The sequence below is a fragment of the Mycobacterium kyogaense genome (assembly GCF_003254575.1).
In the GTDB taxonomy this organism is placed as follows: domain Bacteria; phylum Actinomycetota; class Actinomycetes; order Mycobacteriales; family Mycobacteriaceae; genus Mycobacterium; species Mycobacterium kyogaense.
On sequence record NZ_QJUA01000018.1, the window covers coordinates 36396 to 48533 of the forward strand.

Sequence of the window (12138 nt, forward strand, 5' to 3'; positions counted from 1 at the left end):
ACCGGCGCAACCCTCAGCGCAATCTGGCCTACAGGCACCGGAACATCTATCCCTCGGGTAACGTCTGCCACTCGGGGGACGACGTGTGAAGCAACACCTAACTTGGGGGGACCCTTGGCAGTTCTGACGATCAAGACCATGTCTGTGACGAAGCGTTCGGCGCTGACGCTGGCCGCGCTGGCCGCCGCGATGACGGCGGGCGCCATGAGCTTCGGCGCCGCCATGGCCCATGCCGACGACATGCGGCCCAGCCCCTGGGTGAAGAGCGGCGGTGCGGACGAGGTCCGCAGGGACGCCACGCAGGGCGAGGTGCGCGACGGCTACATCCTGGCCCCCGCCGGCGGCGCGATCCGCCAGTCCCCGATCGCCACCCCCAGCACCAAGGCCGGCGGCTTCAGCGGCGTACGCGTCGGCCCCGGCATCGGCGGCTGGTAACCGCCCCTACGGCAACGCTTTTCCGGTCTCGGCGTCGAACAGATACGTCTTCTCCCGGGAAACGATCACTCCGATCGGCGCGCCCGCGTCGTATGACGCACCCGCCGGCGCCTGCGCGATCACCCGCGTCGGCTCCGGGGTGTCCACCACCGCTGTCACCAGGGCGTGACTGCCCAGCGGTTCGACGAAATCGACCCGCGCCGGAACAGCGCCCTCGGCATCGGCATAGCCCAACTGCAGATGCTCCGGCCGCACCCCGACGGTCACCGGGCCCTCTGCGCACTGCACCGGGTGCAGCTCTGCGCCCCCCAATTGCAGCCTGCCCGCCCTGACGCTCCCGGGCAGCAGATTCATCGGCGGGCTGCCCATGAACGCAGCCACGAACGTGTTCGCCGGACGGTGGTACACGTCGTCGGTGCTGCCGATCTGCTGCACCTCACCGGCGGCCATCACGCACAACCGATCCCCCAGCGTCATCGCCTCCACCTGATCGTGGGTGACGTAGACCGACGTGACCGGCACCTCGCGATGCAACCGCTTCAGATCACCGCGGACCTGGTTGCGCAGCTTGGCATCCAGATTCGACAGCGGCTCGTCGAGCAGGAACGCCTGCGGCTCCCGCACCAGCGCCCGGCCCATCGCCACCCGCTGGCGCTGCCCACCGGAGAGCTGACCAGGCTTGCGGTTCAACAACTCCCCGATCTGCAACAGCTCCGCGGTCTCACGGACCCGCCGCTCGATCTCCGCCCGCGGCGTCTTGCGCTGCTTGAGCCCGTACGCCAAGTTCTTGTACACCGTCATGTGCGGGTACAGCGCATAGTTCTGGAACACCATCGCGATGTCCCGCTGCCCCGGGCCGAGCCCGTTGACCACCTGCCCGCCGATGCGGATCTCCCCGTCACTGGGCTTGTCCAGACCCGCCAGCAGCCGCAGCGCCGTGCTCTTGCCACACCCCGACGGGCCCACCAGGATCAGGAACTCGCCGTCGGCCACCGTCAGGCTCAAGTCCTTGAGCGCGGCGACGCCACCGGCGTAGCGGCGGGACACATTGCGAAACTCGACCTCTGCCAACGCTCTACCCCTTGATTCCGGTACTGGCGACCGACTGCACGAAATACCGCTGCGCGACGACGAACACCAGCAGCATCGGCAACAGGCTCATCACATTGGCGGCCATCAGCAACGGCCACTGCACGTGATGCGCCCCCTGGAAATAACTGAGTCCCAACGGGATCGTCATCTGATCCTGGGACGTGATGACGATCAGTGGCCACAGGAAATCGTTCCACGACGTCAACACCGTCAGCGCCGCCAGCGTCGACATCGCCGGCATCGACAACGGCAGCACGATCTTGAACAGCACCCCCAACCGCGACGTGCCGTCGACCCGCGCGGCCTCCTCGAGTTCGACCGGCACGGTCTGGAAGAACTGTCGCAGGAAGAAGATCCCGAACGCGGTCGCAAGATTCGGCAGCATCAACGCACCGATGTGGTCGATACCCAAGCCCTCCCACACGTTGTCGCCGAACCACTTGACGATCAGGAACACCGGGATCATCGTCACCTGGAACGGCACCATCAGCGTGGCCATCAGCGTCACGAACAGCGCTCCGCGGCCGAGGAATCGGATACGCGCGAACGCATAGCCCGCGAGGCTGCACACCACGAGGTTGCTGATCAACACCACCGCGGTGACCGTCAGGCTGTTGAGGAAGAAATGTCCGAACGGCGCCTGCGCCCACGCCTCGGTGTAATTCGCGAACCGCGGTGACGCCGGAAACAGCACCGGCGGGAAGTGATTGGCCTCCCCCTCGGTCTCCAGCGACGTGATGAGCATCCACAGCAGCGGCACGATCAACAGGAAGCTCAGCGGGATCAGCACCAGGTGCCACGGACTGAACGGCAGCCGCCAGCGGGTCGTCGTTGTCAGCGTGGCCGTCATGGGTGGTGCGCGAATCTGCGAGCCAGCCGGAACTGCACGGCCGTGACGATCAGGATGACGACGAACAGCGCGTAGGCCATCGCCGCCGCGTAGCCGGCGTCGAAGTGCACGAACGCCTGGTCCCACAGGTAGTAGACGATCACGGTGGTGGCGCGCAGCGGGCCGCCGCGGGTGGTGGCATACACCTCGTCGAACAGCTGCAGCGCGTTGATCGTGAGCCATACCAGCAGAAACAGATTCGCCGGACCCAGCAGCGGCACCGTGATGGTGCGGAACCGGGTGAACGCACTGGCCCCGTCGATGGCCGCCGCCTCGTGCAGCTCCGGCGGAACACCTTGCAGCGCAGCCAGATACACGATCACCGAGAAGCCCGTCCAGCCCCAGATCGTCATCGCGACGATCACGTAGATCGCCTGCGACGGCGAGGCCAGGAACGGCTGCGACGGCACCCCGACCGCGTTCAGCGCGGCGTTGACCAGCCCGTAGTCACGGTCGGTGAGCCACAGGAAGATGATGCCCTGGCTGATCGTCGACACCGCCATCGTGATGTAGGCCGCCGTCCGGTACACCGAGATGAAGCGCACCGAGCGGTTCATCGCCGCCGCGACCAGCAGCCCGACGATCATCGTGCCCGGCACGAACAGCGCCGTGTAGATGATCGTGTGCTTGATCGCATCCAGGAACACCGGATCGTCGGCCATCTTGCGGTAGTTGTCGAACCCCACCCACGGCGTCTCCGGCGTCAGCAGATCCGACCGCTGAAAAGACAGCTGCAGCGACATCAACACCGGCAGCAGACCGAAGATCCCGATCAGCACCATCGCCGGAGTGACCAGCGCCCACCCGGTCAGCCCGTCGGTGCCCCGCGGTCGCCACCGGCGCCGCGGCCGGGCGGGTGGCGGCGCGGGCGGTGCCGCCACCACCACACCGGAACTGGGGTCAGTGGTCACCATCTCCAGCTACTTCTCGGCCAGCTTCGCGTCCGCGGCCTGCGCAGCATCATTGAGTGCGTCCGCGGGCTGCTGCTTACCGAGCATGACCGCGACGATCGCCTGCCCCAGCGCGTCGGAGACGTCGGGGTACTGCTCGACGGTGGGGCGGACCTTCTTCACGTTGTTCAGATTCTCCACGAACGCCGCTGTGCCCGGGACATTTTGGTTCAGCTTGTCGAGCACCCCCTGGTCCTTGCCGACCGACTGCCGGATCGGCAGATCGCCGGTACCCAACGAGAACGCCTTGACCTGCTCAGGAGCCGAGAGCCACTTCACGAAGTCGACGGCCGCCTGCTTCTTCTTGTCCCCGTTGTTGAACACCACCCAGTTGTCCGGGCCGGCGATGGTCTGATGACCACCGGGTGACCCGGCGAAGGTGGGCATGACCTGAACGTCGTAGTCGATGTCGGTGAGCTGGGACAGATCCCACGGACCGGTGACGAGCATCGCGACCTTGCCGCTGTTCATCAACTTCGGGCCGTTCTCGTTGGTGGTGTCCAGGTACAGCGACTTGTCGGTGACGGCCATCTGCTGCAGCACGGTGAGCGCCTTGACGCCCGCCTCGGAATTGAACACGGCCTTCTCGTTGTCCGGCGACAGGATGTCCCCACCGGCCTCCCACAGCATCGGGAGGTAGTGCCAGACCGTGTCCTCGCTGCCGTCAGCCGGGATCAGCCAGCCGTACTGCCCCTTGCTGGGATCGGCGAGTTTGGCTGCGGCGGCGCGGAAGTCGTCCCACGTCCAGTCCGGGCTGGGCGGCGCGACACCCGCGTCGGCGAACAGCTTCTTGTTGTAGACGATCGCGAGGTTGTCCACCAGCGCCGGCACCCCGACGATCTTCTCGCCGACCGTGGCCGCTTCGCGCTCGGCGGGATAGAAGTCATCCCACTGCCAGTCCGGCTTCTTCACCTCATCGGCCATGTCGACCACCTGAGGGATCTGCGCGATGTTGGGTGACCACGAGCCGAACATGTACGCCACATCGGGCGCACTGCCGCCGCGCACGGCGGTCAGCACCTTCTGCAGCACCAGGTCGTTGCTGGAGTACAGCTCGTTGACCTTCACATCGGGATGGTCCTTGTTGTATTGCGCGATCAGGCCTTTGAACACCTCACCCTCGGTGTCCTGGTAGCCGTGCCACACCGCGATCTCGGTGGGACCGGACGACGACGATCCCCCGCCCCCGCACCCGGCGAGGACGAGCGCGATGACGGCGAGCAGTGCAATGCAGAGGCGGCGTCTGATCACGGTGGACACTCCTTAGTGGTGGATACGCAACGATTCGGGCAGCAGATCTCCGTGCGCGGCGCTCAGTTCGTCACACAGATCGGCGATCTGATCGACGCTCAGCGACGCGGCGGTGTTCGGGTCGACCATCGCGGCCGCGCGCACCAGTCGAGGGTCGCCCTCGACGGCGGCGCGCACGGTCAGATCGACAGGGCCGAGGAAGTTCCGGTTCAGCGCGGCGCACTGCGGCGGCAGATCGCCCACCGCCATCGGATGCGCGCCGAGCGAATCGAGCAGCGTCGGCACCTCGACGGCCAGCCCGTCGGGCAGGTTGGAGATCAGGCCGGCGTTCGCCACGTTGGCCGAGATCACCCGCGGCGTGCCGGTTTCCAGCGAATGGATGACCTGCGGGGCGTACTCGGTGGACTCCGTGTCGATCGGCAGGGTGTCGGTGCCGGCCAATTCGGTTCGCAGGCGGCGGTATTCGGCGATGTTCGCCTCGCTGATACCGACGTACTCACCGATGTTGAGCCGCAGCCGGGCCACCTCATCGGGGTTGTGCAGGTACCACGGCACGTATTCGCTGCTGTGTTCGCTGGTCTCGGTCGGGTAGTAGCCGAGCCGGCGGTACATGTCGACCCGCACGCGGCGCTGCAGTTCCGGATCGGCGGCGATGCGCTCGTCGAGCAGTGGGTAGAGATTCTGCCCACCGCGCTCCCAGCGCAGCACCCACGCCTGGTGGTTCACGCCCGCCGACCAGTAGGACACCTCGTCGTAGGGCACGTCGATCAGCTCGCACAGGCCGACCATCGTCCAGTACACCGAATGGCAGAGCCCCAGCACCTTCAGGTTGGGCGCGACCCGGTGCAGGTAGGTCACGTTCATCGCCATCGGGTTGGTGTAGTTGAGCAGCCATGCGTCCGGGCACATCTCGGCCATGTCGGCGGCGATGCCGGCGAGCACCGGGAAGGTCCGCAACCCGCGGAAGATGCCGCCGACCCCGATGGTGTCGGCGATGGTCTGGTTCAGCCCGTACTTCGCGGGGAGGTCGAAGTCCCGCACCGTGGCCTCGTGCCCGCCGACGGCGATCGTGTTGATGACGTAGTCGGCGCCGTCGAGCGCGCGGCGGCGATCCCTGGTGGACACCACCTCGGGCTGCGCACCGGCCGCCCGGGCGGTGGCCCGGGCGATGCTCTCGGCGGTCTCGAGCCGTTCGTCGTCGATGTCGTGCAACACCACGCGCACCGCGCCGAGTTCAGGGAACGACAGGATGTCGCCGAGGAGCTCGCGGGTGAACTCGACGCTGCCCGCGCCGATGATCGCGATCGTCGGTTTCACTGACGGGTGCCTTTCGTGGTGGGCTCCAGCACGGCCGCAGTCGGCTCCTCGCCGCGCTTCTCGTCGGCGTAGACCATCAGCGTCGAGCCGACCAGAGCCAGCACGATGCCGATGGCGCCGTAGGGGCTGGGCAGCGTCTGATAGGCGATCAGCGACACCACGATGGTCAGCGCCGGGGCGAGCGCGTTGGTGGTCGGCGCAACGATCGAGGCCTTGCCGCGGGCCAGCGCCATCACCAGGAACAGCGCGCCGACCGCGTTGAGCAGCTGAGTGCCGGCCGTCAACAACGGCGCTTTCCACCCGAAGTCGAGCGGCAGGCCGCCCATCGAGAAGATCGCGACGGGGATCAGCGCGAGCCCGCTGATCGCCATCCAGCCGAACGTGGTGGCCTCGTTGACGCCCAGGGTCGCGGTCTTGCGCATGAAGTAGGCCTGTACGCCCCACGCCACGCAGATCACGACGGCCAGCAGCAGCCACGGACCCGTCGAGGCGTCGGAATCGCTGCTGGTGATGCTGAACAGCACGATGGCGGCCAGGGCGCAGATCAGCCCGACGATCGCCAGGCCGCGAATGCGTTCGCGCAGCAGCACCATCGCCATCAGCACGGTGATCGCCGGGGAGATCGACACGATCGGGAAGATCAGGTAGGCCGGGCCGATCGTCAACGCCTGGAACAGCAGCAGCTGGCCGCCCGCGCCGGTGAGACCGATCAGCAGACCGTAGATCGTCGCTTCCTTGCGGGTGTCGAACTTCTGCCCCTTGAGTGCGAACGCGGCCGGGATGATCATCGTCAACGCCCAGATGCAATAGATCATCTCGTCGGGGTAGCCATACCAGTTCGCGGGCAGCGCGGAGAACGCGCCCCACACACCCCAGAACAGGATCAGCAGGGTGGCGTAAAAGATCCAGCTGCGGGCCGGCTTGGCGGTGGTATCGGTCATGGTGTGCTCACCTTCTCGGATGTGGTTGCAGTCGTCGACAATTCGGCGATCGCGGCAGTGCTCAACGAGTGGCCGCTGTGTTTGGCCGCGTACAGCGCGGCACCGACCGCCGGGTCGAGCAGCGGCTGCCGCAGGTCGTAGTGCGCGGGGAGGGCGCTCAGCGCGGTGGTGAACCCCTGCAGGAGCAGCGGGTCGGAGAACATGCCGCCGGAGTACGACACCGGCACTGTCTCGCCGTCGGTGAAACCCACCAGCGTGCGGGTGGTTTCGATCAGTGCGACGAGTTCGGCGACGGCGTCGTCGAGGATCTGCGACGCGGCGGTGTCGCCTTTCTGCGCAGCCTGGCAGACGGTGGTCGCCAGCGCGGCGATGGAGCCGCGGCTCCCCTTCCACGTGTCGATGACCAGGCTGACGACGTCGAGGTCGCCCCCGACCTCCAGACGCGCCTTGAGCAGATCGTAGAGCGGGCCGCGCGGCATGCGGCCGTCGCTCATCCGGCTGAACGCGTTCAGGCCGCGGGTAGCGACCCAGTAGGCCGACCCCTCGTCCCCGAAGAGCTCACCCCAGCCCCCGACACGGTGCCCGACACCCTGGCGCTCGCCGTAGGTCATCGATCCGGTGCCGCTGATGACATTGATGCCGTCCTCGCCGCCGAGCGATCCGGCCCAGCCGCACACCATGTCGTTGTCGCAGCTGTACCGGTCGTGGCCAAGGACGCCGGCGGGTACGGCGTCCAGCGCCGCGATGTCGGCGCTGGCCTCGCCGTAGCCGGGCAGGCCGAAGAACGCGGCGTCGATCGCGGCGGTGTCGACACCGGCCAGGGTGCAGACATCGGTGATGCCCTGTTGGAGAACGCGTTCGACGACGTCGAAGCCGTCGCGGGTTGGGGAATCTGGGTGGGAGGAGGCACCGTAGTAGTAGGAGGTGGGCGCGGTGGCGCGGGCCAGCACCTGGCCGGTGTCGTCGATCAACACGAACGCCGTCTTCGACCCGCCGCCGTCCACACCGAGGTAGCGCGCCATCAGTGGGCTCCGGCCATCGGGTAGATCGTGACGCCGCGCACGACCCGGCTCACTTCGCCCGACGGGAACGGATTGTCGGGTGTCTTGCCGTAGTCCAGCGATGTGAACAGCGCCAGATACTGGCCGAACACCAGATACGGCAGCGCGACCAGTGCGTCGGGCAGATCGTCGAGGCCGGGTAGCACCAGCGCCGCGCCGTACTCCTCGGGAATCGGGACCGCGGAGATCACGCGGACCGCGTCGGCGCCGAGTTGGCTGCGCAACTCGGCGATGATGTCGAGGTCGTAGCGGCGGGTGTAGGGGTCGGTGGACACGTACACGACCGCAAGGGTGTCCGCGTCGAGCACCGATTTCGGTCCGTGCCGGAAGCCGAGCGGCGAATCGAAGTAGGTGACCACCTCACCGGCCGTCAATTCCAGGAGCTTGAGCGCTGATTCGCGCGCCAGCCCCTCCAGCGGCCCACTGCCCAGATAGACGAATCGCTGCTTCTTGCTCTGCGCGAGCGCACGGATGTCGTCCTGCAGGCCGGCGACGTGTTCGGCGGCGCGGGCCAGCGCCTCGACCTGAGTCGACTGCGCGGGACCGAGCATCAGCAGGCACGTGAGCAGCATCGAGGTCAGGCTCGAGGTCATCGCGAAGCCTGAATCGTTGGTGCGGTCGGGCATGTAGACCACCAGCGAGTCCGGGCGGTCGGCGTGCGCGCGGCCCAGCTTGCCCGCGCGATCGCACGTGAGCACCAGATGCCACACCTGATCGACGAGCTGATCAGCCAGGGCTGTGGTTGCCAGGCTCTCCGGGCTGTTGCCGCTGCGCGCGAACGACACCAGCAGCGTGGGGGTTTCGGGCTCGAGGTGATCGAGCGGGCTGGCCACAATGCTGGTGGTGGCGATCGGCTCGACGCGCCTGTGCAGGTGCCGGCGCAGCAGCGGGGCGGCGATCTCGCCGGCGAACGCCGAGCTGCCCGCCCCCGTGAGGATGATGCGCAGATCGGGGCGAGCCAGCAGGTCCCGAACGAAGGTCTCGGCGTTCTCGTCGGAGCGGCCTGCCACCTCCCGCCACGCGTCGGGCTGCTGGCCGATCTCGAGAATAGTTGCGCCGCCGTCTTTCTGGTCGGGCACAGACGTCTGGGTCATCGTGGGTCACCTCCGGGGTTGTCGGCGCGGCACGCGGCGGCGTAGGGCCGCAGCGCGTCGCGGACGCGGTCGACCACGAGGGCCTGGGCGTCGTGGTCGAGCAGGCCGGCGCGGATGCGCTCGTATTGCATGGGCAGGAATTGACTGATCAGCGGTAGCGGGATTCCGACGCGGTCGAGGTTGGCCAGCAGTGTGCGCCGTGCGGCATCGACCTCCTCGTCGGACCAGTAGTAGCGCAGCCGATCGCTGTAGCTGTAGCGCCGGGCGGTGCGCTGCGCGACGGGATCGCCCTCGTAGTAGTCCTGCCAGTACCTGGGCTCGGCGAGCATTCGCCGCTCGATCACCTCGATGAGGTTCGAGCGCGAGGGGCGCGGCACCAGCTCGGTCTCGATCATCGCCAATGCGAACAGCGCCTCGCGCATCGCAAAGGTCAATCCCGGTCCGACTTTGAGGACTGCCCAATGGTCGTCGACGAGCTCGCGAACCTGTTGGGGACGTTGGTAATCGGTCGAATGTGCCTCGAAGACAAGGTGTCCCTCGTCGTCGAGCACCCTGCGAAGGTCCGCGGTGGCTGCGTGCTCGTAGTCGATGACCTGGAGGTGGTCGAATTCGACGCCGGGCTGCACGACGAGTGCCATCACCCGCGGCCACACGTCGTCGTGGCCGACGGCGGCGAACGCGCTGCGGTGGGCGGCCAGCGTGGCGCGCGCCGCGTCGGCGGGTGTCGGGGTGAGCCGGTCCAGCGTCTCGTGGGCGCCACCGGGGACGGGCACCTCGGTGCCGATCACGTAGACCGGCGCGTCGACACCGGCCTGCCGCGCGGTCTTCTCCGCGACCGCCAGCAGCCGCGCGCTGCGCTCGGCGACGACCTCGTCGGAGAGCACGGCAGGATCGTCGGCGCAGCGCATGCTGCAATCCAGGTGGATCTTGTGGTAGCCCGCCGCCACATACGCGGCGATCAGCGTCTCCGCGTGCGCCATGGCGACCTCGGCGCTCTCCCGCTGCCACCGATTCGGACCGAGGTGGTCACCGCCCAGGACGACGCGGTCGCGGGCGAAACCCTGCGCGTCGGCGATGCCGACCACCAGGTCACGGAAGTCGTTAGGCCGCATACCCGTATAGCCGCCGAACTGATCGACCTGATTCGACGTCGCCTCGATCAGCACGAACCCGCCGTCGGCGGCCGCCTGCACGATCGCGGCCTCCAACACCGTGGGGTGCGCCGAGCACACCGAGTAGACCCCGACGGGCTCGCCGGCCTTGTGCCGCTCGACCATGTCGGCGAGCCAGTCGACCCGCAGCATCTGAGCGCCCATCACACCTGCACCTCCGCGACCACGCGGCACAGGTGGGCAACGGTCTCGGCCACCGCCTCACGGGCCGGCACCAGATACTTGCGCGGATCGGTCAGTGCGGCATCGGACTCCAGCACGCCGCGCACTGCTCCCGTGTAGGCGATGTTGAGCGCGGTACCGACGTTGACCTTGCGAATACCGGCGGTCACCGCGGCGCGCAGGTTGTCATCCGACACCCCCGACGAACCGTGCAGCACAAGCGGAATCGATACCTCGGCGGCGATGTCGCGGATCAAAGCCATGTCGAGTTCGGCGTCACGGGTGGTCATCGCGTGCGAGCTGCCGACGGCAACCGCCAGTGCGTCCACCCCCGTCTGCGTCGCGAACGCCGCCGCCTCGCCGGGATCGGTGCGGGCGCCGGGCTCGTGGGCGCCGAGCACACGGCCGTCCTTGCCGCCGACCTGACCGAGCTCCGCCTCCACGAACAATCCGGCCGCGTGGGCTCGCTCGACGAAAGCTGCTGTCTGACCGACATTCTCGTCGGCGTCGAGGTGCGCCGCGTCGATCATCACCGACGTGACGCCGAGAGCAGGTGCTGAGCCGATCACCTCGTCGAGCAGAGCGGCATCCTGGATGTGATCGAGATGCACGGCCAGAGGCGCCGCCGACCTGCCGGCGATCTGCGCGCACGCGGCGGCGATCGGGGCGAGCGCTCCGCCGTGGAAGCGCACGGTGTTCTCGCTGATCTGGATCAGCGCGGCCGCCCCCGCACGCTCGACGCCCGCGGCGATCCCCTCGGCATGCTCGACAGTGATGGCGTTGAAAGCCAAGACAGCGCAGCGTTTTTCGATCGCCGCGGCGACGAGGTCGGAGGTCGACGCCAGGGTCACGCGGTGGCCCCCTTCGTCAGATGTGTGCGGTGCATCACTCGACTATGAGAAGCTCCCTGGCGAACGCGCAATACCAATCGGTCAAACGATCAGGAAAACTGATCGCTCGCTCATTCCGAGGAGTTTCCCGATGTCGATCAAGCGCACCGACCGGATGCGGGAGGTGTTGTCCGTACTGCGGGACCGCGGCGAGGTCGCATCGACCGTGCTGTGCACCGAACTGCGCATCTCCCCTGCCACACTGCGCCGCGATCTGGCCGAACTCGAGGAGCAGGGCCTGCTGGTCCGCACGCACGGCGGCGCGAAGGCTCTCGACCCCAGCGGCAGCGAGATCCCCGTGCGCTTGCGCGACCACCGCATGGTCGCGATCAAGCGCCGCATCGCCCAGCACGCCGCCGCGCTGATCCCGCCCGGTCCGCAGGCCGTCGCGCTCACCGGCGGCGTCACCACCGGTGAAGTGGCCCGCGCACTCAAGGGGCGACGCCACATCACCGTCGTCACCAACTCGTTGACGATCGCCGCCGACTGCGCCGTCGACGCCCACATGAAGGTGATCGCGACCGGCGGGCTCGTCCGCGCGAATTCACTGGAGGCCGTCGGCCCGATGTCCGAGCACGCGTTCCAGGTGATCACCGTCGGCACCGCAGTCCTGGGCGCCGACGGAATGTCGGCCGAGATCGGCGCCACCACCTACGACGAGGCCGAGGCCCGCACCGCGATCGCGATGGCATCCAACGCCCAGCGCGTCGTCGTCGCCGTCGACGGGTCCAAGATCGGCAACGTGACACTGGCCAAGATGATCGCACCGGCCCAGATCGACCACCTCGTCACCGATTCCACGGCCGACCGCGACCAACTCGAACGCATCTCGGCCGCCGGCGTGCAGGTGCACGTCATCGACGTGGAGTGACGGAGGGGTTTCG

Annotated in this window: 12 protein-coding genes; 2 read left to right on the top strand and 10 right to left on the bottom strand. The window is 67.7% G+C overall.

Going from position 1 to position 12138, the window contains the following annotated elements:
• The first annotated feature begins 138 nt into the window (after positions 1 to 138).
• On the top strand, positions 139 to 435 hold the full coding sequence (locus tag DMB80_RS14200; RefSeq protein WP_162938530.1) for a hypothetical protein: 297 nt from the start codon (positions 139 to 141) through the stop codon (positions 433 to 435).
• Positions 436 to 441: 6 nt separating this feature from the next.
• Here the strand turns inward: DMB80_RS14200 and DMB80_RS14205 are convergent, their stop codons facing one another.
• The 10 genes from DMB80_RS14205 to DMB80_RS14250 are packed head-to-tail and all read right to left on the bottom strand — an operon-like array spanning position 442 to position 11215.
• Entirely contained in the window at positions 442 to 1506 is a 1065-nt protein-coding gene (locus DMB80_RS14205) for an ABC transporter ATP-binding protein (protein ID WP_111510439.1), read from the bottom strand.
• A gap of 4 nt (positions 1507 to 1510) precedes the next feature.
• Entirely contained in the window at positions 1511 to 2377 is an 867-nt protein-coding gene (locus tag DMB80_RS14210; RefSeq protein ID WP_111510440.1) for a carbohydrate ABC transporter permease, read from the bottom strand.
• Positions 2374 to 3330 (bottom strand): carbohydrate ABC transporter permease, encoded by a 957-nt coding sequence (locus DMB80_RS14215; RefSeq protein ID WP_111510441.1) that lies wholly within the window; start codon positions 3328 to 3330, stop codon positions 2374 to 2376. The genes DMB80_RS14210 and DMB80_RS14215 overlap by 4 nt, the downstream gene beginning before the upstream one ends.
• Before the next feature lie 6 nt (positions 3331 to 3336).
• Positions 3337 to 4617, bottom strand: a complete 1281-nt coding sequence (locus DMB80_RS14220; RefSeq protein ID WP_111510482.1) for an ABC transporter substrate-binding protein — start codon at positions 4615 to 4617, stop codon at positions 3337 to 3339.
• 12 nt (positions 4618 to 4629) lie between these two features.
• Positions 4630 to 5934 carry an alpha-glucosidase/alpha-galactosidase gene (melA, locus tag DMB80_RS14225; protein WP_111510442.1) on the bottom strand — a complete coding sequence of 435 codons (1305 nt, stop codon included), beginning with the start codon at positions 5932 to 5934 and terminating at the stop codon, positions 4630 to 4632.
• Positions 5931 to 6875, bottom strand: coding sequence for a DMT family transporter (locus tag DMB80_RS14230; protein WP_111510443.1), 945 nt, complete (start codon positions 6873 to 6875; stop codon positions 5931 to 5933). Before DMB80_RS14230 ends, melA begins: the two co-directional genes overlap by 4 nt.
• The gene (locus DMB80_RS14235) at positions 6872 to 7897 is read right to left on the bottom strand and encodes an N-acetylglucosamine kinase (protein ID WP_111510444.1); all 1026 of its coding nucleotides are present in this window, start codon (positions 7895 to 7897) and stop codon (positions 6872 to 6874) included. Before DMB80_RS14235 ends, DMB80_RS14230 begins: the two co-directional genes overlap by 4 nt.
• Positions 7897 to 9030: an SIS domain-containing protein gene (locus DMB80_RS14240; RefSeq protein WP_111510445.1), complete on the bottom strand. Its 1134-nt coding sequence runs from the start codon at positions 9028 to 9030 to the stop codon at positions 7897 to 7899. The genes DMB80_RS14235 and DMB80_RS14240 overlap by 1 nt, the downstream gene beginning before the upstream one ends.
• A complete protein-coding gene (locus tag DMB80_RS14245) occupies positions 9027 to 10346 on the bottom strand; it encodes a D-tagatose-bisphosphate aldolase, class II, non-catalytic subunit (protein ID WP_240431194.1) in 1320 nt (439 codons plus the stop codon). The genes DMB80_RS14240 and DMB80_RS14245 overlap by 4 nt, the downstream gene beginning before the upstream one ends.
• The gene (locus tag DMB80_RS14250; protein WP_111510446.1) at positions 10346 to 11215 is read right to left on the bottom strand and encodes a class II fructose-bisphosphate aldolase; all 870 of its coding nucleotides are present in this window, start codon (positions 11213 to 11215) and stop codon (positions 10346 to 10348) included. Before DMB80_RS14250 ends, DMB80_RS14245 begins: the two co-directional genes overlap by 1 nt.
• 130 nt (positions 11216 to 11345) lie before the next feature.
• Between DMB80_RS14250 and DMB80_RS14255 the strand changes: the two genes are divergently transcribed.
• Positions 11346 to 12125: a DeoR/GlpR family DNA-binding transcription regulator gene (locus DMB80_RS14255; protein ID WP_111510447.1), complete on the top strand. Its 780-nt coding sequence runs from the start codon at positions 11346 to 11348 to the stop codon at positions 12123 to 12125.
• Positions 12126 to 12138 lie beyond the last annotated feature (13 nt).